General features: G+C 48.1%; 25 protein-coding genes and 1 pseudogene. 18 read left to right on the top strand and 8 right to left on the bottom strand.

Annotation, left to right across the window (positions count from 1 at the left end; translation table 11 throughout):
* Positions 1–5: 5 nt before the first annotated feature.
* From fabG to K6J74_RS06135, 10 genes are all read left to right on the top strand, one after another.
* A complete protein-coding gene (gene fabG / locus K6J74_RS06175; protein WP_221271461.1) occupies positions 6–764 on the top strand; it encodes a 3-oxoacyl-ACP reductase FabG in 759 nt (252 codons plus the stop codon).
* A gap of 200 nt (positions 765–964) precedes the next feature.
* Positions 965–1,201 carry an acyl carrier protein gene (gene acpP, locus K6J74_RS06170; protein ID WP_221271458.1) on the top strand — a complete coding sequence of 79 codons (237 nt, stop codon included), beginning with the start codon at positions 965–967 and terminating at the stop codon, positions 1,199–1,201.
* 59 nt (positions 1,202–1,260) lie between these two features.
* Positions 1,261–2,475 carry a beta-ketoacyl-ACP synthase II gene (locus K6J74_RS06165; RefSeq protein WP_260321725.1) on the top strand — a complete coding sequence of 405 codons (1,215 nt, stop codon included), beginning with the start codon at positions 1,261–1,263 and terminating at the stop codon, positions 2,473–2,475.
* Between the two features lie 13 nt (positions 2,476–2,488).
* Positions 2,489–3,412, top strand: a complete 924-nt coding sequence (gene accA, locus K6J74_RS06160; protein WP_221271454.1) for an acetyl-CoA carboxylase carboxyl transferase subunit alpha — start codon at positions 2,489–2,491, stop codon at positions 3,410–3,412.
* A 20-nt stretch (positions 3,413–3,432) separates the two neighbouring features.
* Positions 3,433–3,648 carry a hypothetical protein gene (locus tag K6J74_RS06155; RefSeq protein WP_221271451.1) on the top strand — a complete coding sequence of 72 codons (216 nt, stop codon included), beginning with the start codon at positions 3,433–3,435 and terminating at the stop codon, positions 3,646–3,648.
* Complete coding sequence (locus tag K6J74_RS06150; protein WP_221271450.1) at positions 3,642–4,274, top strand: sulfatase-like hydrolase/transferase; 633 nt, start codon at positions 3,642–3,644, stop codon at positions 4,272–4,274. Before K6J74_RS06155 ends, K6J74_RS06150 begins: the two co-directional genes overlap by 7 nt.
* A complete protein-coding gene (locus K6J74_RS08695; RefSeq protein WP_347709917.1) occupies positions 4,252–4,797 on the top strand; it encodes a sulfatase-like hydrolase/transferase in 546 nt (181 codons plus the stop codon). The genes K6J74_RS06150 and K6J74_RS08695 overlap by 23 nt, the downstream gene beginning before the upstream one ends.
* Before the next feature lie 47 nt (positions 4,798–4,844).
* Positions 4,845–5,156: an alkaline phosphatase family protein gene (locus K6J74_RS08690; protein ID WP_260321556.1), complete on the top strand. Its 312-nt coding sequence runs from the start codon at positions 4,845–4,847 to the stop codon at positions 5,154–5,156.
* Positions 5,157–5,350: 194 nt separating this feature from the next.
* Entirely contained in the window at positions 5,351–6,292 is a 942-nt protein-coding gene (locus K6J74_RS06140) for an exo-alpha-sialidase (protein WP_221271448.1), read from the top strand.
* Complete coding sequence (locus K6J74_RS06135) at positions 6,292–6,804, top strand: hypothetical protein (RefSeq protein WP_221271446.1); 513 nt, start codon at positions 6,292–6,294, stop codon at positions 6,802–6,804. The genes K6J74_RS06140 and K6J74_RS06135 overlap by 1 nt, the downstream gene beginning before the upstream one ends.
* Here the strand turns inward: K6J74_RS06135 and K6J74_RS06130 are convergent.
* Together K6J74_RS06130 and rocF are read right to left on the bottom strand one after the other, a co-directional pair.
* Positions 6,770–7,906, bottom strand: a complete 1,137-nt coding sequence (locus tag K6J74_RS06130; RefSeq protein ID WP_221271444.1) for an NAD(P)-dependent oxidoreductase — start codon at positions 7,904–7,906, stop codon at positions 6,770–6,772. The two genes, K6J74_RS06135 and K6J74_RS06130, sit on opposite strands and share 35 nt — an antisense overlap.
* Positions 7,900–8,838 carry an arginase gene (rocF, locus tag K6J74_RS06125; protein WP_221271442.1) on the bottom strand — a complete coding sequence of 313 codons (939 nt, stop codon included), beginning with the start codon at positions 8,836–8,838 and terminating at the stop codon, positions 7,900–7,902. Before rocF ends, K6J74_RS06130 begins: the two co-directional genes overlap by 7 nt.
* Positions 8,839–9,019: 181 nt before the next feature.
* Between rocF and pxpA the strand changes: the two genes are divergently transcribed.
* Genes pxpA through K6J74_RS06100 form a run of 5 tightly spaced genes read left to right on the top strand, consistent with a single transcriptional unit; the run spans position 9,020 to position 13,265 of the window.
* Positions 9,020–9,793 carry a 5-oxoprolinase subunit PxpA gene (pxpA, locus tag K6J74_RS06120; protein ID WP_221271440.1) on the top strand — a complete coding sequence of 258 codons (774 nt, stop codon included), beginning with the start codon at positions 9,020–9,022 and terminating at the stop codon, positions 9,791–9,793.
* A gap of 10 nt (positions 9,794–9,803) precedes the next feature.
* On the top strand, positions 9,804–10,037 hold the full coding sequence (locus K6J74_RS06115) for an acetyl-CoA carboxylase (RefSeq protein ID WP_221271439.1): 234 nt from the start codon (positions 9,804–9,806) through the stop codon (positions 10,035–10,037).
* Positions 10,038–11,408: an acetyl-CoA carboxylase biotin carboxylase subunit gene (locus tag K6J74_RS06110; RefSeq protein WP_221271437.1), complete on the top strand. Its 1,371-nt coding sequence runs from the start codon at positions 10,038–10,040 to the stop codon at positions 11,406–11,408. It abuts the gene before it with no gap.
* Positions 11,398–12,294 (top strand): 5-oxoprolinase subunit B family protein, encoded by an 897-nt coding sequence (locus K6J74_RS06105; protein WP_221271434.1) that lies wholly within the window; start codon positions 11,398–11,400, stop codon positions 12,292–12,294. Before K6J74_RS06110 ends, K6J74_RS06105 begins: the two co-directional genes overlap by 11 nt.
* Positions 12,291–13,265 (top strand): 5-oxoprolinase subunit C family protein, encoded by a 975-nt coding sequence (locus K6J74_RS06100; RefSeq protein ID WP_221271432.1) that lies wholly within the window; start codon positions 12,291–12,293, stop codon positions 13,263–13,265. Before K6J74_RS06105 ends, K6J74_RS06100 begins: the two co-directional genes overlap by 4 nt.
* Here the strand turns inward: K6J74_RS06100 and K6J74_RS06095 are convergent.
* From K6J74_RS06095 to K6J74_RS06085, 3 genes are read right to left on the bottom strand one after another with little or no spacing between them, the layout of a single operon-like run.
* The gene (locus K6J74_RS06095) at positions 13,257–14,768 is read right to left on the bottom strand and encodes a mechanosensitive ion channel domain-containing protein (RefSeq protein ID WP_221271429.1); all 1,512 of its coding nucleotides are present in this window, start codon (positions 14,766–14,768) and stop codon (positions 13,257–13,259) included. The genes K6J74_RS06100 and K6J74_RS06095 overlap by 9 nt on opposite strands.
* Positions 14,755–15,780: a 3-dehydroquinate synthase gene (aroB, locus tag K6J74_RS06090; RefSeq protein WP_221271427.1), complete on the bottom strand. Its 1,026-nt coding sequence runs from the start codon at positions 15,778–15,780 to the stop codon at positions 14,755–14,757. Before aroB ends, K6J74_RS06095 begins: the two co-directional genes overlap by 14 nt.
* A gap of 3 nt (positions 15,781–15,783) precedes the next feature.
* Entirely contained in the window at positions 15,784–17,196 is a 1,413-nt protein-coding gene (locus K6J74_RS06085; RefSeq protein WP_221271425.1) for a COG3400 family protein, read from the bottom strand.
* A gap of 53 nt (positions 17,197–17,249) precedes the next feature.
* Here K6J74_RS06085 and tgt point away from each other — a divergent pair, with 53 nt between their 5' ends.
* Entirely contained in the window at positions 17,250–18,353 is a 1,104-nt protein-coding gene (gene tgt, locus K6J74_RS06080) for a tRNA guanosine(34) transglycosylase Tgt (protein ID WP_221271423.1), read from the top strand.
* On the opposite strand, the gene ftsZ is transcribed toward tgt, so the two are convergent.
* Genes ftsZ through K6J74_RS06065 form a run of 3 tightly spaced genes read right to left on the bottom strand, consistent with a single transcriptional unit; the run spans position 18,350 to position 22,303 of the window.
* Positions 18,350–19,483: a cell division protein FtsZ gene (ftsZ, locus tag K6J74_RS06075; RefSeq protein WP_221272609.1), complete on the bottom strand. Its 1,134-nt coding sequence runs from the start codon at positions 19,481–19,483 to the stop codon at positions 18,350–18,352. The two genes, tgt and ftsZ, sit on opposite strands and share 4 nt — an antisense overlap.
* Before the next feature lie 16 nt (positions 19,484–19,499).
* A complete protein-coding gene (ftsA, locus tag K6J74_RS06070) occupies positions 19,500–20,870 on the bottom strand; it encodes a cell division protein FtsA (protein ID WP_221271421.1) in 1,371 nt (456 codons plus the stop codon).
* On the bottom strand, positions 20,867–22,303 hold the full coding sequence (locus tag K6J74_RS06065; RefSeq protein WP_260321555.1) for a peptidylprolyl isomerase: 1,437 nt from the start codon (positions 22,301–22,303) through the stop codon (positions 20,867–20,869). The genes ftsA and K6J74_RS06065 overlap by 4 nt, the downstream gene beginning before the upstream one ends.
* A 129-nt stretch (positions 22,304–22,432) precedes the next feature.
* Between K6J74_RS06065 and K6J74_RS06060 the strand changes: the two genes are divergently transcribed.
* Entirely contained in the window at positions 22,433–23,722 is a 1,290-nt protein-coding gene (locus tag K6J74_RS06060; protein WP_221271417.1) for an adenosylmethionine--8-amino-7-oxononanoate transaminase, read from the top strand.
* A 54-nt stretch (positions 23,723–23,776) separates the two neighbouring features.
* Positions 23,777–24,500 (top strand): annotated as a pseudogene (gene pyrH, locus K6J74_RS06055) (UMP kinase).
* Positions 24,501–24,513 lie beyond the last annotated feature (13 nt).

Below are 24,513 nucleotides of genomic sequence, written 5' to 3'. Positions count from 1 at the left end.
TTGCCGTGGAATTTAGCGGACAAAATGTCTTGATCACGGGGGCGGCTCGGGGGATCGGGCGTGCCATTGCGCTGTTGCTAGCAAATTACAGCCACAAAGAGGGGGGGCGTTTAAAGGTGTGGATCAACTACCGCTCTAACCCCGAAAGTGCCGACAGCTTGAAGGCTGAGATCGAGGGCATGGGCGGCAGGGTCGCTTTGGTGAAGTTTGATGTTACGGATGAAAAGGCTTTCATTGAGGGCATCCAAACGATTGTGGATGCCGACGGGGGCTTAAGCTATTTAGTCAACAACGCCGGCATTGTGTTAGACAAACTCGCTTTACGCATGAAAACCGAAGAGTTCATGCAAGTCTTAGATACGAATTTAAAATCCGTGTTTGTCGGGTGCCGAGAAGCCCTAAAGGTGATGGCAAAACAACGCTTTGGGAGTGTGGTGAATATCTCATCTGTGATCGCCGAAAGGGGCAATATAGGGCAGGTCAATTATGCCGCCAGCAAGGGAGGGATTTTATCCATGACGAAGTCCTTTGCTTACGAGGGGGCGATGCGCAATGTCCGCTTTAATTGCATCACCCCAGGCTTCATCGACACGGACATGACGCATTTAGAGGCGAGCGTGAAAGAGGCGTATTTAAAAAACATCCCCCTAGCCAGACTAGGCGTGCCTAAAGAGGTCGCCGGGGCTGTGGCGTTCTTACTCAGCGACCTGGCTAGCTACATCACGGGTGAGGTCTTGAAGGTCAATGGCGGCTTGTATATGTAGGGGCGCAAATTTCAGTTAAAGGAAGAGAGATGCACTTTTTTGTGATTGTTTTATTGTTGTTGATTGTCTATTTTCTATACCGGATCGCCGACATTTTGGAGCGTAAATAGGCTTTTGTTTTAGGGTTCTTAAAGCGTTTTGCGGTTAGAATGCTGGGATTGTTTTGAAAATTTTAATTTAAATTAAGTTAGGAGATTTTTATGGCTTTATTTGAAGATGTGCAGGCAGTGATCGTAGAGCAGTTAAATGTGAATGCATCGCAGGTTACAGAAGAGGCGGACTTTATCAAGGATTTAAACGCGGACTCGCTCGATGTGGTGGAGCTCATCATGGCCCTTGAAGAAAAATTTGGGATCGAAATCCCCGATGAGCAAGCTGAAAAGATCAAAACTGTGGGTGATGCGATCCGCTTCATTCAAGACAACAAACTCGCTTAATCTTTCATCCTTGTAGGCGAGGAGTTCTTTTGCGTAGGGTTGTGGTAACGGGCATGGGGATGGTCAATGCCCTAGGATTGAATAAGGAAGATGCTTTTAGTGCCATTGTCAAGGGCAAATGCGGGGTGAAAGAGATCACCAGCTTTGACACCACCGGCTTTCCCGTGCGGATCGCCGCCGAGATCACCAACTTTGACCCCGCCTCGGTGATGAATTTAAAAGATGTCAAAAAAGCCGGGCGTTTCATACAACTCGCCCTTTTGGCAGCCAAAGAGGCGGTTTTTGAGAGCCAAATTTTACAAGAGGGCAAATGCCCGCAAGAGTGGGCTGAACGCATGGGCATTAGCTCTGCCTCTGGTATCGGGGGGCTTGGTAACATTGAAGCCAACTCCATTTATTGCTTTGACAAGGGCCCACGCAAGGTGAACCCCTTCTTCATCACCTCGGCTTTGGTAAACATGATCGGGGGCTTTGTATCCATTGAGTACGGCTTTAAAGGTCCCAATCTCTCTAGCGTCACCGCTTGCGCTGCCGGCACGCACGCCATCATCGAGGCGTATAAAACGATCGTGCTCGAGGGGGCAGATCGCATGCTTGTGGTGGGGGCAGAATCTACGATTTGCCCTGTGGGCATCGGGGGCTTTGCCTCCATCCGCGCGCTCTCCAACCGCAACGATGAGCCTTTAAAAGCCTCCCGCCCCTTTGATAAAGAGCGCAATGGTTTTGTGATGGGCGAGGGTGCGGGGGCTTTGGTTTTAGAAGAGTATGAGAGTGCAAAAAGCCGAGGTGCGCCCATTTGTGTCGAGCTTGTGGGCTATGGCGAGAGTGGGGACGCCTGCCACATCACCGCCCCCGCTCCCGAGGGCGAGGGGGCTTACCGCGCCATGAAACAAGCCTTGCATATGGCAAGCAAAGTCGGGGCGAAAGTGGGCTATGTCAACGCCCATGGCACCAGCACGGGCTACAACGACCTTTACGAAACCATCGCTTTAAAAAATGTCTTTGGGGGCAAGGAAAATGTCCCCCCTGTTAGCTCCACCAAGGGGCAAATCGGGCATTGCTTGGGTGCGGCTGGAGCGATTGAAGCGGTGATCTCTATCATGGCAATGCAAGAGGGTATACTGCCCCCCACGATCAACCAAGAAACCCCCGATCCTCAATGCGATTTGGACTACATCCCCAACGAGGCAAGGCAAGCCAAGTTAGAGGCGGTGATGAGCAATTCCTTTGGGTTTGGGGGGACCAATGGCGTGGTGATCTTCAAAGCCTTGTAGTTTAGAGATTGTAGTGGCTGTCTATTTAGATTTTGAGAACCGCATTAAGGGGTTGCAAGAGGATATCGAGATGGCGACTATTCGGGGGGACTTGGACGCAAAGGAAATTTTACAAAGGCGTCTAGCTAAAGAAACCAACGCCGTTTACTCCAACCTCACCGACTACCAACGCCTGCAACTCGCCCGCCACCCCGACCGCCCCTATGCGATGGACTACATCGACCTGATTTTAACCGACAAATACGAGCTCTTTGGCGACCGACATTTTAAAGATGATAAAGCCATTGTGTGCTTTGTGGGCAAGATCGAGGGCGTGCCGGTGGTGGTGATCGCTGAGGAAAAGGGGCGGGGGACCAAAAATAAAATCATGCGCAATTTTGGCATGCCAAACCCTGAGGGTTACCGCAAGGCCCTAAAAAGCGCAAAGTTTGCCGAGAAATTCAACCTACCCATTTTAATGTTGGTGGACACTGCGGGGGCTTACCCGGGGCTTGGGGCAGAAGAGCGCGGGCAGAGCGAGGCAATCGCTAGGAACTTGCAAGAATTTGCCACCTTGAAAGTCCCCACCATCTCCATCATCATCGGAGAGGGGGGCAGTGGGGGGGCTTTAGCCATTGCAGTGGCAGACAGGCTTGCCATGATGGAGTACGCCGTCTTTAGCGTGATTTCGCCCGAGGGCTGTGCGGCGATTTTATGGAACGACCCAAGCAAGATCGAGGTGGCGGTCAAAGCCATGAAAATCACCCCCTTTGACCTAAAAAAAGCCAACTTGATCGACGACATCATTTTAGAGCCTGAGAGGGGTGCGCACCGCGACAAGCTACAGGCCAGCCAATCTATTAAAGACTACTTCTTGCAACAACTCCCCCTGATCCAGCAGAGCGATTTTTTAACCCTGCGCTATGAAAAACTCATGTCCTTTGGAGCGTTTGCTTAAAAAACCCTAGAAAAGACTTTATGGGTAAAGTTGTTTTAGACAATAAATTTTGGCTAATGGTCTTAGCCCCTATTGTGGGGGCATTTTTTGCACCCGAAGTGCATAGCATGCAAGAAAGTTTATGGCATGTGCTCAAAGTTGCCTTTTATAGCTTTTTGCTCTTTTATGTTTATTATTTTCTTTTAGGCTTTCTCAAATTCCCCCGCTTTGTGCGTGGGGCACAAAATTTATGCTAGGGTTTAGCCTCATTCTTGCCTTCATAGATTTATTCGCCTCTCATTATTGCCAAATGGCTTTCACACCCTCTTTGGTCGGCACCATTTTAAGCACGAATCCTAAGGAGAGTGCCGAGTTTTTTGAGAGCGTAGGCAAACCCCATTTAGATTTTGTGGGGCTGTATTGGGGGGTTTGCGTGGCGTTTTTATATTTTGTGCGCTTGCAAGTGGCTTTAACCCCACCCCAAAGCCTGAAAACCTTTGGGGTGCTCTTTGGACTCTTTTGGGCGCATAATATCGGGGCGTTTTATGTAAAGGGGTGGCATGGGAAGTTGATTAACCCTAACATTGCAATGCATACAATCCCCGTTGTAAAGGAAATCTACGCATTTGGTGCCACTTTGACAGAATATAAGCAAATAAAGACCATTTACACAAGCCTAAAACAGCCACTTGTTAAAGACTACCTAAGCGTAGATACTGATAGTGTGCCCAATGTGGTTTTAATTGTGGGAGAGAGTGTATCTAGGGATTTTATGGGGGTTTATGGCTACCCTGTGCAAAACACGCCCTTTTTAAGTGGGCTTATAAGAGAGAGAGAGAGAGAGAGAGAGAGAGAAGGCAATTTCGCTTACCCTACAGCGTAGCTTAACACAGCCTAATCTCTTCGTCTTTGATGATGTCATCTCTCCCTTTGCCAACACTTACGCCGTTTTTCAAGTCCTCTTAAATTACAGCGATAGAGAAAACGCCAAAATCCCTTGGTACCAACAAAAGAATTTAGGCAGTGTCTTTAAGGCAGCAGATTATTCCACATTTTGGTTAGACGCACAAGACGATTTAGAAAATAACCCTTCGTTTTCCCTTTGGTCCTACCCCTTTAACAAGCGTTATTGGAGCAATGGTCCGACAGATGTGCCCAACGCCAGCCTAGATGAGTGGCTCATTAAAGCGTTTAACGAGCGGGCTAAAAGCCAACTGACTTCTAAAAACTTTTTACTATTCCATCTCTTTGGAAGCCATTACACTTACGCCAGCCGCTTCCCTAAAGACTTTGCTAAATTTACCCCCAAAGACATCCCTTATCAAGGCTTGCATGTTAAAAATGAAAAAGATAAACAAGTTGTGGCGGACTATGTCGATTCCCTTTACTACACCGACCATAGCTAAATGAGATTTTTAAGTTGTTTCAGGGCAGGGACACAATCATTTTTTACTTGTCTGATCACGCCCAAGACATTTTTCAAAGTTCTAACACCTATGGGCATAGATGTTCTAAATATGGGGTAGAAATCCCTTTTATGGTGTATGTTACGGATACCTTTAAACAAAAACACCCCGACAAAGTCAAATTAATCGCTAAGGCAGTGCACCAACCCTTTATGAGCGATGACTTGATCCACACTCTTTTACCCATTGTCGGTATACACACAAAGGATAACTTAGAAAGTAAAGACCTCTTTAGCCCCAAGTTTGACACGCATAGAAAACGGGTGTATTGCGGGAGGCAAGAATACAAAACGCCTTAAGTTATTTTGTGCGAAACTACAGCCTTTATTTAAAGGTTTTATATGCAAGTTTTTGCCTTTGTTTTAGTGCTCTTTGGTGTGTTTTGGCTTTTAAGTCCTAAAAAGCCCGTTATACACTTCACACCCCCCACACTCACCACGACACACCCCCACTTCAGTCCCCCTCACTTCTGCCCTCCCCACCCACTCAAAGTATGCATTCAGCGAGTCTAATCGCCCTAGATCGCCACATTTTACTCGCCGCCTATTTTGGAGGGAGTAAAGAAGGGCAAAGTGATGTTTGCGTTTGGGGCAATCTTTACAACACACAAAACAAGCAATGGAGCAAGGCGTTTAAGCTTTTATCTGCTAGCGATCTTAGCCGACAAGCCCACGAGTTTGTGAAAATCCTAGGCAATCCCGTGCTTTACGCACATAAGGACAAGCTGTATTTATTTGTGGTGGGGGCGAGTTTGGGTGGGTGGGCGACTTCTAGAATCTATGTGTTGAACACACCTTTAAATAAGCCCAAAGCTTTACACTACGAGCAAACCTTGCACCTAAGCCCCTTTTTGAATATTAGCCACTTGGTGAGAAATCCCCCGACCCCGACCACAGACGGGGGCTTTATCCTCCCCATTTACCACGAATTAGCCCGAAAATCCCCCGTGCTCTTAAAGTTCGACAATAAAGCGCATTTACAATTCTTGCTAAAGCCAAACTCTTTAAAGCAACAATTACAACCGAGCCTAGTCCCCTATAAACATTGCGCTTTTGTGGCGTTTAGAAGTTACAAGACCACGCATTTTTACACCCAAACTTGTTTAGACTTTTGGCACTGGCAACCCCCACGCTTAAGCAATCTTAAAAATTTTGACAGCGCAAACGCCCTTTTTAACGCTAATGGGGAGTTGTATCTCATTTATAATCAAGCTTTGCCTAAAAACCCGAACGCACGAAGTGCCTTGCGTTTAGCCCGCTTCAATGCCACAAGTGGGACATTTATGCCTTTAAAGATTTTAGACACAAGCCAAAGAGGAGAAGTGAGTTACCCCGCTGTGTTGATCTTTAATAATCAAGTGCATGTCCTCTACACCAAAGAGCGCAAAGCCATCGCCCACTTGGTATTTAACCTTGCATATTTAAAGAGTTTATAGTGGACGCTGTATTGCTCGCCTTTTGTGTGGGGGTGTGGGTATTTGTAGGTTTTAACGCCCTTTGGGGGATTGTTGCCTTCATTCTTTTGAGCGTGCCTGTGTGTGGGCTAACCCTTAGTGGGGTGCTTGTGGGGCTGTTTGGGGGCACGAGCACACTTAGCTTGCTTTTAAGCGTGGGGGGTTTGCTGTCTAAATGCACACATACGCCCTTTTTATCTAGAAAAGCCTACGCCTTTTTAGCCCTTTTTGTTTTGTTTGTCTTTGTGGATACTTTGGGGCTGTTGCCCTTTAGTCTTGTCTATGGCGATTTAGCCATGTCTAGTCTGTGCATCTTCGCGCTTGTGGCGTTTGCTTTGGATAGAGTTTTGGGCTGGCTATTTTTAGGCGCACTTGCCATGCAGGTCCTCATTAAAGAACCTATCTTGTATGTAGGCATGGCAGATATTTATTTATTTTTAGGGGCTTGTGTGGGTTTATTTAAAGACCATTTAGCACGACGACTGCGCTCTTAAAAGGCAAGCCAAACGCCCTAGCGATCCCCTCTTGGGTAAGGTAGCCCTGATGGGCACTAAGAGCCCCTAAGGTGTTAGCGACCTCTCTAGTATTTGCCTCTAAAAAGCCCTTAAGTCCGTATTGTAGGAAGTGCCGCAAATAGGGCAAACTCGCTTGGCTGTAAGCAATGGAGCTAGTTTTAGCCACCACGCCGGGCATGTTGGGCACGCCATAGTGTAATAAGCCCTCTTGCGAATACACGGGCTGGGAGTGGCTAGTTTGGCGGATGGTTTCCACACAACCCCCCAAATCGCAAGCCACATCCACCACCACACCCCCTTTTTGCATTAGGGCTAAATGGCGTTTTAAAATGACTTTAGGCGTGCTTGTGGCAGTAATCAACACTGCCCCCACAAGCCCAACCGCCCCATTTAAAGCGTCTTTGATGTTCTCTTCATGCACAGCGAGGACTTCTAAATGATAAAGTTGTTTGTAGGGGTGCTCTTGTAATTTTAAGGGGTCTAGCTCCAAGATAACTACCCGTGCGCCTGCTAGACTTAAGGATTTTGCCGCCTCCAAACCCACCACGCCCCCACCCACAACCACGACCTTAGCCCTTGCCTGCCCTGCCAAACCGCCCAAAAGCACCCCAAGCCCAAAGACCCCGGGCAAATGCTCTAAGCCGAGTAAGTAATGCTGCACGAAATGGGCGGCGAGTTGCCCGGCAATGACACTCATAGGGGCGAGCACGGGGTAGTTGTTCTTGGGTCCGGCTAAGGTTTCTGTGCAAAGGGAGGTGATTTTTTTCTCGATAAACATTTGCGCTAGGGGTTTGTTGTAGGCCAAATCTAGGTAGCTAAAAAGAGTCGCTCCCTCTGTAAGCAAGGCGTATTCACCCTCTAAAGGTTCTTTGCACTTGACCACCACTTGTTGCGCCCATGCCTTTTTAGTCCCCACAATTTTAGCCCCCACCTGAGCGTAAGCTTCATCGTTGTAGCCACTCATCACCCCCGCCCCCTCTTCTACCATGACCTTAAAATGTGGGGTGAGCTGTGCCACATCGTGGGGGACGAGTCCCACCCTAAACTCACAATCCATGCTTTCTTTGACTAACCCTAACATTTTCCACCCACCACACACACAGCATCTTCTAGCAAGCCCCAAATAATTTCTTCATCGGGGTTCTTGCCCTCCCAAAGCTCTGGGTTATACTCGGTGATCTCTACCCCGGCTAAACGCTCTTTAAACGCCCTTAAAAGCCCATTAAACAACTCTTTTAACTCCTCTGGGCTTAGCCCATTGTTCTCCCTCACCCCCGTAGAGCTAAAAATCTTGCCGTCTAAGACATCGATGTCTAAACTCAAATACACCAAATCCACGCTCTCTAAATGCTTTAGACTTTGTGCCACCACGCTGGGTGTGTTTTCCTTAATTTCAGTCACGCTAAAAAGCGGGATTTGGTAATCTTTTATTGCTTTGCGCTCGCTCGCCTCCGTGCTCCGCACCCCAAAATACACTAAATGCTTGGGATTAAACTCTAACGCGCCCTTGGGTAAGTCTAAAACACATAGCCTCTCCCAATACTCGATTTCTTGGGAGTTTAGAGCATTTTGCCCTGTGTGGGTTTTATTTAAGATCATGCCAAGGGGCATGCCGTGCAAATTGCCCGAGCTGCTGTCATAAGCTGTGTGCATGTCAGCATGCGCATCTATGTATAAAATGCCTATTTTTTTGTTTGAATGCACGGCGCGCAAAGCTTGTACGATGCCAAACGCCCCTGAGTGTTCGGCACTCAAAATAATGGGAAACTCCCCCTTTTTAAAAACTGCACGCATGCTAGGTATGAGGTTATCCTTGCAAAAAAAGTAATAATCCTCAAAGTTCTTAGCAAATCTAAAAAAATCCTCCAAGAAACATTGCTTTTGGCGGATCAAGACCATATGCTCGCTAATTTCAGAGTGCTTTTCAAGCAGCCTCTCTTTAAGCCTAAGCACGCCCACACTACTGCCGTGTTTGCTCGCCCCAATTTCAGCGGTTAAAGACACTAAAATCATGAAAACCCCTTAATTTTCGCCCATGTTAGCCAGATTAGACAACAACGCGCCACAACTTAAAGCCTATGGGAAATGTGAGCTAGGGTTTGGGGGGTTTGGTAACGCTTGGGTGTGATTTTTGGGGCTTGGTTTTTAAGTGTTGTTGTTTCTGTGCCATACTTGGGTTTTTTAAAGGAGTGACATGAAGACAGAAGTTGATTTAAACAGCGACATGGGCGAGTGTTTTGGGCCTTGGGTGATCGGCGATGGCGTGGATGACAAAATCATGGAGCTTATCAGCAGTTGCAACATCGCGGCGGGCTTTCACGCCAGCGACCCGAATATCATGCGCCACTCTGTGGAGAACGCCCTAAAGCAAGGTGTGGCAATCGGGGTGCACCCAAGTTTTAGGGATTTGGTGGGCTTTGGGCGCAGACACATTGTGGCTAACCCCACAGAGCTTACCAACGATTGCCTTTACCAAATGGGGGCGTTGCAAGCCTTTTTACACCTACTAGGCGGGCATTTGCACCACTTCAAGCCCCATGGCAGTTTATACATACACGCTAGCAAGGATAGAGATTTTTCTTACGCACTCATCAGCACCTTGCATAAATATGACCCTAACTTACCCGTTTATTGCATGGAAAACACACAAACCCACGCCGTAGCACAAGAGTTAAAACACCCCTTTGTGCGGGAGTTCTACGGGGATCGTGATTATGGCGATGATGGGCAACTGGTGATGGTGCGCCGTGCCCGTGCCTACACCCCCGAAGAGGTCGCCCAAAAAGTCTTGCAAGCGTGCGAGCAGGGCAGTGTTAAAAGCGTGAGCGGTAAAACCATCGCTGTGGATTTTGACTCTGTCTGTATCCACAGCGACACCCCGGGGGCTTTGGCTCTCATCCACGCCACAAGAAAACTCTTAGAAGAGAAGGGCATTAAAATCCAAAAACCTAAAATCCATAAATCTTAAGGGAGAAACCATGCACGAAGTCATTAGCCCCATACCCGGGACCTTTTATCGAAAGCCCAACCCCGATGCCGCCCCCTTTGTGGAAGTGGGCTCACAAGTAGAGCCCGACACCACGCTCTGCCTTGTAGAGGTGATGAAAACCTTTAACGAGATCAAAGCTGGCGTGGCGGGCAAGATTATAGAAATTAAGGCTGAAAACGAGCAGTTTGTAAATCCGGGCGATGTGCTCTTTGTGGTGGGCTAAATGGCTTACACACCACGCAAGATATTTAAGGTGCTCGTGGCTAATCGGGGGGAGATTGCCGTAAGGATTATCCAAGCCGCCCACGAATTAGACATGCAGGCGGTGGCGATTTACACGGATGCGGATGCGGGCAATTTGGCATGCCAGCTTGCCGATGAGAGTTATAGAGTGGGGGAGAATTTAGCCTATAAGAGCTATTTAAACATTGAAAATGTCTTAAAAATTGCCAAAGAGGCAAAGGTCGATGCAATCCACCCGGGCTATGGGTTTTTGAGCGAAAATGCTGAATTTGCCAAGAGAGTTGAAGAAGCGGGCATTATTTTTGTGGGTCCCAGTAGTGAAACCATCGCCACAATGGGCGATAAAGCCAAAGCCCTAGAACAGGCGAAAAAAAGCCAAGTGCCGACCATGCCAAGCACCCCCGTTTTGCAAGATTTAAAACAAGCCCTAGAGCAAGCGCAACACATCGGCTACCCCCTACTCATTAAAGCTGTTGCGGGGGGTGGGGGCAAGGGGATTAGATTTGTAGAAAATGAAAAGGGTTTAAAAGAACAATTTAGCGTGGCGGTGGCAGAAGCCACAAGTGCCTTTGGCAACGGGGGGGTGTATTTGGAAAAGTATTTAGAAAATGCCAAACACATAGAGGTGCAGGTGCTAGGCGATGGCAATAAAGTCATACACCTTTATGATCGTGAATGCTCCATGCAAAGGCGCAGGCAGAAAGTGTTAGAAGAAGCCCCAAGCCCAAGTTTAGACAGCCAAACGAGGGAGGCTCTGTGTGCGTGCGCCTTGCGTATGGCTAAGGAGGTGGGTTACAAGGGGGCGGGGACTTTGGAGTTTTTATACGACTCTCAAAGTAAGGGCTTTTACTTCCTAGAGATGAATACAAGGATACAAGTGGAGCACGCCATTACAGAGCTAGTGACGGGCGTAGATTTAGTGCGCCAAATGCTAAGAATTGCTGATGGCGAACCTTTGGCTTACAAGCAAAGCGACATCTCTTTAAGGGGGCATTCCATAGAGGTGCGCATCAACGCCGAAGACCCCCAAAATAAATTTTTCCCAAGCCCCGGGCAGATCACTAAATTACAATGCCCCACCGGCTCGGGCATTCGGCTAGATAGCATGCTCTTTAGCGGGCGCACCATCCCCCCTTTTTACGACTCGCTTGTGGCTAAACTCATCGTCTATGACCAAACCCGCCCCCTTGCTTTGAGTAAGCTCAAAAGGGCGTTGGATGAATTTAAGATTGAGGGGGTGAAGACCACGATTGGGCTATTTAAAGAACTCATCAAACACGAGCGGGTGCAGGCGGGCGATTACAGCATACACTTTTTAGAGGACTACATAGGAGGCAAGCATGGCATTTAGATACAGCTTTGGGGGGGATACCTTTTTGTTTGTGGAGGTGAGCGAGGATGGCATGTCCTTAGAGGCGTTTTTCTTAGCCATGGCAATTTGCAAGAAGCTAAGAGAAATGCAAGTTAAAGGCATTACAGAGATTTGCCCGGCAAATGCGTCCTATATGATCGCCTTTGACCCGGATATTCTCCCACACGACAAAGCCCTAGAGATTCTAAAATCTTTGGAGCAAGAAGTCGTGGGGGCGCAAACCACGATCCAAACAAGGCTCATAGAAATACCTGTGCTTTACAACGACCCCTACACCCATACGTGTTTAATGGGCTTTCGCAATAATCACCAATGCAGAGAACCCGGCTCGACCCTAGACCCGAACATGACAGACATAGAATACGCCCGCCAAATGAACGGCTATGCCAGTGTAGAAGAGTTTATAGAGGCACATGCCAAAAGCCCTTGGTTTGTGAGCATGATCGGCTTTGTGGCGGGACTGCCTTGGCTTTATCAGCTCGTGGAACGGGCGAAACAAATACAAGTGCCTAAATACCCCATTGCGCGCATAGACACGCCGGCTTTAACGATCGGGCATGGGGGGTGCTTTGGGTGCATTTACGCCGTGCGTGGAGGGGGCGGGTATCAAATGATGGGCATCACCCCCGCCCCCGTTTGGGACCCAGCACAACGCTTGCCCTACTTTAAAGAAAGCATGGTGTTTTTAAATCCGGGGGACATCATCAAATTTACCCCCTGCAGCGAAAGCGAATACAACGCCTATGTCAAGCAAGTAGAAGAAGGGACTTTTACCCTTAAAATCCGCCAAACCCCCTTTTCTTTGCAGGAGTGGCAGGCTGACCCAGTGAGCTATAATCAAGAAATCTTAAAGGCTTTGGCATGAACACTTTTAAAGTCATCAGTCCGGGGATTGCAACTTTTGTAGAGGATTTGGGGCGGTATGGTTATTATCATTTAGGTATCCCCCCGGGGGGCGCACTCGATCAAGCCTCTTTTATGGTGGCTAACGCTTTAGTGGGGAATGATAAAAACGCCGCTGGGCTAGAAATGGCGTTAATGCCGGCAAAACTAGAGTTTGAAAAAGAGGCGGTTGTTGCTGTGTGTGGGGCGCACACCACGCCTAAAATCAATGGAGAGGAAATGCCAAGCCACACCGCCTTAAAAGTCCCGGCAGGGGGCGTGCTGGAGTTTAGCTATTTTAAAAAAGGGGCTAGGGCGTATTTGGCGATTGCGGGGGGCGTGGATGTCCCCCTTGTGATGGGCTCTCGTTCCACCTATCCTTTAGGGGGCATTGGAGGCTTTAAGGGGCGCAAATTAGAAGCGGGCGATATTTTACCCATAGGCACGCCCACGGGTAAGCCCAGCGCCAAGAGTCTAGATAAAAGCTATCATTTGGAGTTAAAAGAGATTGAAGAGCTTAGGGTGGTGTTGGGCTTGCAAGATTACAAGCTCACAGAAGAGAGCCTTAAAAATCTTTTCAACGATATTTTTGTAGTTTCTACGCAGGCAGATAGGCTGGGCTATCGCTTTAAAAACGGGCAGAAATTCACTTATAAAGACTTGCCCCAACCCTTTGGAGCGGGGGCTAATCCTAGCAATATCACGGACGCGTGTTATCCCGTAGGCTCAATGCAAGCCCCCGGGGGCAATGAACCCATCGTTTTACAAAGGGACGCGCCTAGTGGTGGGGGCTTTGCGATGTATTGCACCTTAATTAGTTGCGATTTGGATCGGCTCGGGCAATTTGCACCCAATCAAAAAGTGCGTTTTAAGGCGGTGGGTATGCAAGAAGCCTTGCAAGCTAGAAAGGCTTACCAAGAGCGCATTAAAGCAATGGTGGTAAGCTTAGTCTAACTCTTGCTTGCTTTGCACTTCTTTGAGGGCTTGGCTTAAGAAAATGTCGTTGGTCTTTAAAAAGGCTTGCACGATAGTGGTGGAGATTGTGGAGCGCAAGGGGAGGGTGTTGTAGGCATTTGTCAAGTAGGACACATACAAGCGCATCCCTTCTTTCTCGCTCATAAAAAAGACTTTAGGGGCGGTGTCTATGCTACGCAAAGCGTATTTAGAGCGCATTTTAGCTAGCTGTGTGGCGGTGGTTTGGCTTTGTTCTTTGGAAAACTCGGTGGCAATCTGGATAGCAATTTGTAGGGCTTTTTCGTGGTTGGAGTCAAAGGTTAAAAAGAACTCCACGCTATCCCAAAAGCTCTTAAGCCCCAAGTGGCTGTAATTGGTGAGCAGTCCGTTAAAAATGCAATGATTAGGGATGAAGACAATACGCCCAGCTTGCCCATTGTTTTTAAGGTAGGTGATAAGCGTTACATCTTCAAATAGTGTGATGTAAAGCATGGAAATGTCCAAGACATCGCCCACATAGGTGTTGCCATCTTTAGACACCCGGATGCGATCGCCCACATGCACACTCCCCTTTAAAATCATGGTGAGCCAACCGAGCACGCTCATAAATAAGTCGCGCATGGCAATGGCAAAGCCCGCTCCCACAAAGCCTAGCATCGTTACAAGGTAGGACACATTTTCTAAATAAGCAAAGAGAAAGATCAGCACAATCACATTGGCGTTGATGAAATTCACCGCCTTGTTGATCGTGTAGGCGCGCTCGTCGTTGTAAAGGTATTTATGGCTGAGGTGCTTTAACATCCATGCCAGCATCACGCTGGCGCACACAATCAGCAAGACATAAAAAAGCTTAAAGAGCTGGTCTTTAATTTGGGCTTTTATGCCCTGTGTGGTCTCCTCCATGTCCTTAATATAGGCATCTAGGCTCGCCTTTAAGAGATTTTGTGCGCTCTCAAATTCGATTTTTTTCACTTTTTCTTGGTAAAGGGGGGTTTCCCACTTTTTAGGCTTTAGGGCTTGCAACTCTTGCAAAAGCTTTAAGCGTGCGTTTATGGTGCTTGTAATCTGTTGTAAGGCTTTTTGGTGGGCTTGCAAGATCGCTAATTTGGCGTGTAGGGCTTTAATGTAAGAGAGCCCCGTCACAATGGCTAGAGGGTTGTTGATATTGGGGATATTGTTGATGGTGGGCTTTTCTATGAGCCCTTTAAAAGGGTTACTCTTGTAGGATTCAAGCAACTTTTCTTGGTGTTGCAAGGCTTGCAGGCTATGCTTTAGAGTGTTTGCCTCTAGGCTGTTGCTGTCTAGTTCTTTGAGGCTGCTTTGGATTTTGGCAATTTCTAAAGAAATTTTGCCATAGTCCTCAAAGTTTTTATACTTTTGTAGCCATATGCTATCCGTCTTTTCTAGCTTTTTATTGAGTGCGTTTAATTGGCTCTCTAACTCTTGGGAGCTAGTGGCAAAGAGCACACTAAAGAGCAAAAGCCATAGACTAAAGCCACGCATGTAAAGCCTCTTTTAAAGTGGATTTGTCTATGTCCTCACGCGCCACAAATGCGCCCAAACCCTTTGGCAAAATAAAGCAAATACATTGATTGTTCTTTTTATCCATTTGTAAATCCTTGTAAAAGCCCTCAAAATCCGTAATTTTATAGGGCAGATTTAAGCCGTAAGTTTTCAGCAAGGCTTTAATGCGCTCTTGTGTGGGGTTATCTAGTAGCCCTAAATAGCAAGCGAGGGCGTTTGCCATTTGTATACCGATTGCCACCGCCTCTCCGTGTAAATGCGTGCTGTAACGCCCCACTTTTTCAATGGCGTGCGCAAAGGTGTGCCCGTAATTTAGCCCCATGCGTAAGCCCTCCTCTCTCTCGTCTTTGGCGACAACTTCAGCCTTAATCGCCACGCTTTTATAAATCCCCTCGCTTAAATGTTTCTCTAAAGGGTGCTTTTCTAGCCACTCAAAGTAATCTTTATTAAAGCACACCGCCTTTTTAATCATCTCAGCAATGCCTGCTTTAAACTCTCTTTGGGGTAAGGTCTTTAAAAATTGTGGGTCGATGTGTACCGCCCTTGGGGGGTGAAACGCCCCGATTAGGTTTTTGCCATAAGCGTTGTTGATCCCCGTTTTGCCCCCAACGCTCGCATCCACTTGGGCTAAAAGCGTGGTTGGCACAATCTCAAACGCAATGCCCCTTTTATAAATCGCGCTGGCAAAGCCCACCATATCGCTCACTACACCCCCCCCTAGAGCCAGCATTAAATCCTTGCGGCTCAAATTTGCCTCAAAGGCACTTTCTAAAATGCTTTCTATGCCCTCCCATGTTTTATGCTCTTCTCCGCTAGGCATTTCGTGGGTAAAAATTTTAGAGGCTTGGAGCTTACTTAACAAGGTGTCTAAATGCAAGGGGGCGACTATGGAGTCGCTCACCACTAAAACCTTGCTAGCATGCGTGATGGGCTCTAACACCCCGATACGCACGGGGTAGCTAAAGTTCTTGGTTTGTATCTCTAGGCGCATTTTCTACTCCACTACCGGGATCAACATTTGGGGGTGCATGTCGTTTAAAAATGCCATACGCTCAGGGCTTGTAGAAAACAGCCCCCAAAATGGGTTTTTAATGATGCAAGATTCAAAGGGCAGGAATTGCAAAATTGGGCTTTCTAGGCTGTTTAAAAACAAAATGGGGTTTTTGCTTTGGGTGCGGATCACTTGGATTTTCCTATTGTAGATATGGGAGAGATAGCTGTAATTTTCAATGACTGCCATTTTGTGGCGTTTGTCGGGGTCGAAGTCATAAAGCAACATTTTTAAATCCATTTGGGCGCACACATCAAACATCACGGAGGAAATGTCCTCATTGCGTTCCATGCTATTGTTGAGCACGACCATGCTTTTTTTAATGCCCTTAAGTCCTTTGGCGTTCGTTTTAAAAATGGGGCTCACGCTCTCAAAAAGAGCTTTGCGGTTCACTTGGCGTTTAAAGATCTCTTTACCGATGATCACAAGTCCGATTTTCTTTCGGCTGTCTTGGCGCAGCTTCGTAGCAAAGTTTAAACCCCTAAAATCCACCACAACTTGGATATTTTTAGCTTCTTTGGTGCGGATTTGCTCGATGGCTGTGTGGTTTGTGGGGTTTAGCACATGGATATAGAGCATGGCACTTTTGAGCTGGCTATGCAAGGCTAGAGCTTGATCTATATCTCTTTGTAGGGCTTCTTTAGACTGCAGACACATATCCACATACAAGTAGAAATCCCGCCCAAAAGGCACGGGAAATTGCCCCACATTGCTTTTGACTTGCAAATAAACATTATTCAAGGTTTCGGGGTTACCCACGACCAAGAGTTGATCTCTGGGCTGTATCACCATAGAGGGGTGGCTTAAATGAAAGCTATTTTTGCGATAAACCCCTACAATGCGGTAATCCTTCTGGCGCAAAGAACCGATGTGGCGGTAGGCAAAGACACTCCCAAAAGGCACGCCGATCTCCATCACCTCGCCCTGTTCGAGCCCAAAGCCTTGCGGGACACTGGGCACATTAGGGATTTTGGCGATGCACTTGTTGGCGATGATTTGGGTCGGGTCCAACAAAATAAGTTGCTCGTCTTTCATCCCCTCCCATTTTTGCCCCAAACTCACCAACCGCACCTCTTTATTTTTTTGGCGGATGATCTCACACACCGCCTGTTGCTCTTTGACATTCTCCAGCAAGACAAAGGCATCGCTCACATGCGCATCGATGAGTGGGCTTAGGCGGTAGCTAGAAGTGGGATCGAAAATATGCACTTCAAAGGTGCTTGGCAAACTGGGGGGTAGACACTCGGGAGCTTTGGTGATGACTAAGTAAAAATTATTGCTAAAAAATTTAGACACAACCAACTCCATGAATTTTTGAGCGACCACGCCCTCCACAATCAAGGCAACTTTTTTCAACCCGCGTCCCTAGCATTTTTGGCTATTATAATCTAAAAATGTTAAGGTCAAAAATGGATTTTACCCTAAATGGCGTGGATAAAAAAGCACGGGCAGGGACTTTAAAATTAGCGCATGGCATAGTGCAAACCCCCATTTTCATGCCCGTAGGCACACAAGCCAGCGTAAAAAGCCTAGACGCCATAGACTTACAAACGCATTTAAACGCCCCCATTATTTTAGCTAACACCTACCACCTCTACCTAAGACCGGGGGCGGACTTGATCCACAATCTGGGCGGATTGCACGGCTTTAGCCAATTTCAGGGCAATTTTTTAACCGACAGTGGGGGCTTTCAAGCCTTTTCTCTGCAGCACAACGCCAAAGAGCACGCCGAGGGCATTGTGTTTAAATCCCATATTGATGGGAGTTTACACCTTTTTACCCCTGCTAAAGTCCTTGACGTCCAATACGCCCTAAACAGCGACATTTGCATGGTGCTTGATGATTTGGTGGGTTTGCCCGCCTCTTTTGATCGCCTAAAACACGCCGTAGAAAAAACCACAGAGTGGGCTAGGGTGAGCCTAGAACACCACCAAACCCACGCTAGTCCCACAAACCACATTTTTGCCATTGTGCAAGGCGGGACTGACCCACATTTACGCCGCCAAAGTGCGCTAGAGCTGGGGGAGCTGGACTTTGATGGCTATGCGATCGGGGGGCTGGCGGTGGGCGAGAGTGCAGATGAGATGTATAGGACCATTGCCCACACCACAGAGTTTCTATCTCCACACAAGCCCCGCTATTTAATGGGGGTGGGCACACCCCAAGACATACTAAACGCCATCGAGTTAGGCGTGGATATGTTTGACTGCGTGATGCCCACAAGGAACGCGCGCAATGGCACGCTTTTTACCAACCTTGGCAAACTTTCTATCAAAGCGCAAGCGCAAAAATCAAGCGACACCCCCCTAGACCCTAAATGTGGGTGTTACACCTGTAAACACTATTCTAAAGCCTACTTACACCACTTGTTTAAGGCTAGGGAGTTGCTCTATTTTCGCCTTGCAAGCCTGCATAATTTGCACTTTTACCTAGAGTTGGTTAGGGGAGCTAGGGAGGCGATTTTAAGGGGAGAGTATGCGGACTATAAAACCTGCATGTTAGCGTGTTATTAGTCTTTTTGGTGGCGCAGATAGGCGGGGATGTCTAGGTCTACATTTTGGTAGTCATCTCCGCTTGCTAGGCGCAAACCCCCTAGCGTGCTTTTAGACAGGTTGGGCGTGTTGCCCTCGGGTTTGGACTCGGGTTTGTGCTCCTCTTGCTTTTCAAAGCCCGTGGCGACAATCGTAACTTTAATTTGATCGGTGGGCATGTTGGGCGAAGTGCAAGTGCCAAAAATCACTTCAGCGTCATCGTCTGCCATGTCGTTCACGGTTCCCATCGCGGCGTGGACCTCAGCTAGGGGATAGTCTGGGTGGCACTCAAAATTCACCAAAACCCCCATCGCCCCATTGATGGAGATGTTGTCAAAGAGGGGTGAGGTGATCGCGTTTTCCACCGCCACCGTGGCGGCATTCACCCCCGTAGCCTCGCCAATGCCCATTAAAGCCAAACCCTTATGTCCCATCACGGTTTTTAAGTCGGCAAAATCCACATTGATGTCATTTTCGCCAAAGTTGATGATCATCCCCGAAATCCCATTGACCGCCTTAGCAAGGACATTATCCACTTCTTTAAAGCTGTTGCGCATGCCCATGCTCTTTTCAATGTAACCCATGAGCCGCTCGTTGGGGATCACCACAATCGAGTCGCTGACTGCCTTTAACTCTTTTAAACCCTCTTCAGCGACTTTGGCGCGCTTTTTGCCCTCAAAGCTAAAGGGTTTGGTAACCACAGACACAGTTAAAGCCCCCGCATCCTTAGCCACTTGGGCGATCACGGGGGCTGCTCCCGTACCTGTGCCCCCGCCAAGCCCTGCAGAGATGAAGACTAAATCCACGCCGCTGACCGCCTCCTTGATCGCCTCGATGCACTCTTGGGCGGCTTGTTTGCCAATCTCAGGGCGCATGCCAGCCCCCCTGCCCCCCGTGAGCTTCTCGCCTAAGCGGATCTTATTCTTGGCATTGGAGGATTTCAACGCCTGCCCGTCTGTGTTGGCGACGATCAAAGTGATGTCCTTAAAAGTGCCCGTGGCGATCAAGTGGGCGATCATATTCGATCCCCCACCCCCCACGCCGATCACGACAATCTTTGCCCCATTGGTTTCAAAAACCTCTTCTACACCTATGCCTTCTTCATGCACCATTGCCACAACTCATCCTTCAAAAGTACTGAGATAACCACCCAAAGAAACCGCCCTTTTTTTTGGGGGGATCAGGAGTTGGTATTATATCCTTTTTTCTCTCTTTTACGCCCCCACTCTCGCCCGTGTGCTTGAGATTGGTTAAATCGGTTTCAATGTAATTGCGCTCTTGGGTGTAGGTGAAACCGGCGGGCAGAGCCTGCTTATTTTCCTTGTAACGGATCGTTTTTTCTGAGTCTTTTTCGTAATTCGTGTGCTTGCCCGATCCATATAAAATCAGCCCAATCGCCACCGAGCTTGTCGGGTCTTTAAGTTCCTCAGACAAACCGCTAAGCTCCACCGGCTTGGCGATGCGCACGGGGATATTGCCAAAGATCACGGAGGCGACATTTCTAATCCCCTCTACATGCGTCATCCCACCGGTGAGCACAACGCCACGGCGGATACTGTCTTTTAAATTGCTCTTAATCAAACGGCGGTTGAGCACATCAAAGGTTTCCACCACCCGCGCGCGGATGATGTTGTGCACGAGCTGTAAAGAGAGGCGGTTTTTCTTGTTCTCTGCCCCGATGTCGGGCACTTCGATCTCTTGATCGCTCTCCTCTGCCATGAGATTGCCATATTGCCTTTTAATATACTCGGCTGTGCCTAGGGGCACTTCTAACACGCTGGCCAAGTCGTCCCGAATGTGCTCTGAGCCTACATTTAGGTAGTTGTTAAAGCACATAGACCCGCCTTCATAGACCATCATATTACAAGTGCCCCCACCCAAATCAATGCACGCCACGCCCAAAGCTTTATCATCTTCGTTTAAAACAGCGATCGAGGCGGCATAGGCACTTAAAACTACATTTTCAATTTTCACGCCCGCAATTTGGATCGTGCGCCTTAAATTCTCTAAACTGCTGCGCTGCACCGTTACAATGTGCGTAGACACTTCTAGCCTAGAGCCGCTCATGCCCATCGGATCTTCGATGTTGTCTTGGCTGTCTAGCTTGAATTGGTAGGGTAGGATGTGGATCACTTCATAGCCCGTGGGGATGTGTGCGCTGTGCAGGGCGGTGTCTAGCACGCGGTTGATTTCTTTAAGCGTGATCTCGTTGTTGGGGACATTGATGAGCCCCGCACTATTCACGCTCTGCGTACAAGCCCCCGAGATGGACACGATCGCCTTTTCCACAAAGGCAAGCCCCGCCATGCGCTTGGCGTCCTCGATCGCTTGCTTGACAATCTCGCCGGCTTGGCTGATGTTGCTGATATTGCCCTTTTTCACGCCCTCGGATTTATGCACACTCACACCGATCACCTGTGGCGTGCCCTCCTTGATCTCGGCGATGATGGCGCAAATCTTGCTAGAGCCAATGTCTACGCCCAAAACGATGGGATTCAAGGGCGGCTCCTGGCGTATAAAGTGATTTTATAGCGTTGCTTCAACATGGCAATTAAAGCCCCATCCAAAGCCTGGGCCTTGAGGTTTTGCGCCATTTGTTTTAAATAGGTGGTGTTTTTCACTGGGTGTTTAAAGTCTTGGGCATAGACTTTATAGAGCACTGCCCTAGGGCCCTCTAAGAGCGCAAAGCCCTCTTTGTAAGGGTGTTTGAAGATGTAATCCACAAGGGCTTTGGAGGGCTTTTCGCCCAGGTCGTGGATGTTGCCTTTAAAGTCTAAATTCAACAATCCGATGTCGCTACCCTTGAAGGTGGGCAGTTTTTGCAAGGCTTCTTTTTTAAGCTCCCTAATTTGTGCCTCTGTTTGCAGAATTTGGGCGATCTTCGCCCTAGCCTCAACAAAGCTTTCAAGCGCACTTGCGTTTTTCTCCACAAGTTTTAAGACCACCCACCCCTCTTTGTAGGGCAGGGGTTTTAACACCTCACCCACCCGCATGGACTCGATTTTTTTATTGATGTCCTCGCCGTAAGGCAGGGTGGTGAAGGTTTCGCTTTCGGCTTTAAGCTGCCCCTTTTTTAAGGCTAGGTAGTCTTTGAGGGCTTGCTCTTTGGCCTTGTCGCTGTTGTAGTCTTGGCGCACTTGTTTTTCCACCTTGCTAAACTCTTGGGGCTTGCCCTGCAAAGTATATTGCTCTTTGTGCTTATTGAAGTAGCTTTTTAAATCGCTCTCTTTGGGGTTGTCTTTGGCGGACACTTGCAGGCTGGCTAAAGTGTAGCTTGTGGGTTTTTTGTAGTCTTGTTTGTGGGCGTTGTAGTAGGTTTTGAGGCTCTCTTCTTTAAGCGGGATTTCTTTAGGCTCAAGCACCTCAATACGCACCCGATCTTGCAAACTTAAAGGGAGCATGAACGCCTCTTGCTCTAGGGGGGTTAAGGCTTGGGGGAATAGAGAGGCGATTTTTTTAAGTAGGAGGGTGTTTTTCACATTGTCTTCAAAGGTGCTGGGGCGGAAGTTGTTTTCTTGTAGGAGTTTTTTATACAGCCCTTCGTCAAAATGCCCGTCTCTTTGGAAGAGTTCACTTTTTTGAATCTCGGCGACAATCTCGCTATCGCTCACCCCCAGCCCCAAATCTAGGGCAAAGTTTTTTAGTAGGGCTTGGTTGATGAGCACATTCAAAGCGTTTTGCTCTAACCCTAGGGCTTTGATCTCTTTTTCGCTCAAGTCCTTGAAATTGGGGATGGATTGGCTGTAAATGTCTAAGAGTTGTTTATGTTCTCTAGCCAGCTCCTCTTGGCTAATGGAAATCCGCCCCACCTTTGCCACGCTCCCACCCGCCAAGGAGAAGTTATACTGCCCCCAGCCGATCATGCCCGCAGCCACAAAAGCGATGGTGCTGATCCAAATGGTCACCACCAAGTACTTTTTGTGCTTTTGCATCCACGAAATCATAGACCCTTACCCTTGTTACGCAATTTCACCATAAGCGGTAATTTTATAAGAATTTCACTAAAATATTTCTAAATTTTTTATCTTTTAGGCTAAAAATGCCGATTTAAAGGGTTTTGTATGCCAAGTAATGCTGAATGGCACGCTTTAGACTTTAAACACATTTGGCACCCGTGCAGCCAAATGCACGATCATGCTAGCTTGCCCCTACTGCCCATCAAGTCCGCTAAGGGGGTGTATCTTTACGACTTTGAGGGCAAGGGCTACATCGATGGGATCAGCTCTTGGTGGGTGAATTTGTTTGGGCATAACCACCCCTACATTAATGCCAAGCTCAAAGAGCAAGTCGAACAATTAGAACATGTGCTATTAGCGGGTTTAACCCACCCCCAGGCCATTAATTTGGCCGCTAGATTGTGCGCTCTAAGCGGATTTAACAAGTGCTTTTTTGCCGACAACGGCTCGGCGGGCGTGGAGGTGGCGCTGAAGATGAGTTATCATAGCCGCCTACTTGAAGGCAAACAAAAGCCCAAATTCCTATCCCTAGAAAATGGCTACCACGGCGAAACTTTGGGGGCGTTAAGCGTGGGGGGGGTGGGGCTGTATAAGGACACCTACAAGGGCATTTTTTGCGATCAACTGCAAACCCCCGTGCCCAAAGACGAGGCGGACATTCCAAGAGCCTTACACGCCCTAGAGCAGATTTTAGACAGGGAGTCTAACAATCTCAGCGCCTTCATTTTAGAGCCCTTGATCCAGTGCGCAGGCTGCATGCATTTTTACAGCGCAGACTTTGTAAGGCAGGCTACGCAAATGTGCCAAGAGCGGGGGGTGTTAGTGATCTTTGATGAAATCGCGGTGGGCTTTGGGCGTACGGGTTCGCTCTTTGCCTATCAGCAATGCGGCGTCAAGCCCGATTTTTTATGCCTATCTAAGGGGATCACGGGGGGGTATTTGCCCCTAGCGGTGGTGCTCACAAGCGATCAAATTTATAATAAATTCTATGCCCCCTATGAGCAGGATAAAAGCTTTTTACACTCGCACAGCTACACGGGCAACGCCTTGGCTTGCGCCTGCGCTAACGCCACTTTAGACTTGTTTGAACAAGGCGTGGTGGAGCAAAACAAGGCACTTAGCAATTTTATCTACACTTGCATGCAAGAGCAATTAGTAGGGCTAAAGGGCGTTAAAAACTTGCGCAAGTGTGGCATGGTCTTTGCCTTTGAACTAGAGGGCTATCAGGGCAGCCAACGCCTAAGCCTTGCGGTGTTTGAAAAGGGCTTAGAGTTGGGGCTACTTTTACGCCCTTTAAGCAACACCATTTACTTCATGCCCGCTTACACCATTAACCAACAAGAAGTCCTTGAAAGCGTGGGGGCGATGGCGGGCGTGGTGCGTGCCTTGACTTAAGGCTATTTGTTGTAAAATGCGGCCTTTTGGCATTCATAGAATTGAAGGGAGTTTATGCAAAGCAGGGAAGACTCTAAAAAGCGTGTGCTGGTGAAGTTTTCGGGGGAAGCGTTGGCGGGGGATACCAATTTTGGGATCGATATCCAAATTCTAAGCTACATCGCTAAAGAGATCAAAATGCTCGCCGACAACGACATCGAAGTTGGCATTGTGATCGGGGGGCAACATCATCCGGGGGGTGAGTGCGGCTAAGGGGGGCATTATTCGGCGCACAAGCGGAGATTACATGGGCATGCTTGCCACAGTCATCAACGCAGTTGCCATGCAAGAAGCCCTAGAGCATATGGGGCTGGATGTGCGGGTGCAAAGTGCGGTGGAAATCAAAGAAGTGTGTGAAACCTACATCCACCGCAAGGCCATTCGGCATTTAGAAAAAGGGCGGATTGTGATCTTTGCTGCGGGCACGGGCAACCCCTTTTTCACCACAGACACCGCCGCCACGCTTAGGGCGATTGAGATCGGGGCGGATTTGATCGTCAAAGCCACGAAGGTGGATGGGATTTACGACAAAGACCCGCATAAGTTTGAAGATGCCCAAAAAATCGATGTCATGGGCTATAATGAAGCCTTGATCGGCAATATTGAAGTGATGGACGACACCGCCATTTCTCTAGCCAAAGACAATAAGCTGCCCATTGTGGTCTGCAACATGTTTAAAAAAGACAATTTATTGCATGTGATTAAGGACCAGCAAGGCGTGTTTTCTATGGTGAAGTAACAAAAAAGGAGCA

It is taken from the genome of Helicobacter sp. NHP19-012, from assembly GCF_019703325.1.
GTDB classification, from domain to species: Bacteria; Campylobacterota; Campylobacteria; order Campylobacterales; family Helicobacteraceae; genus Helicobacter; species Helicobacter gastrofelis.
The sequence above is the reverse complement of the archived record's forward strand: the minus strand, read 5'-3'. Positions and strand labels throughout refer to the sequence as shown.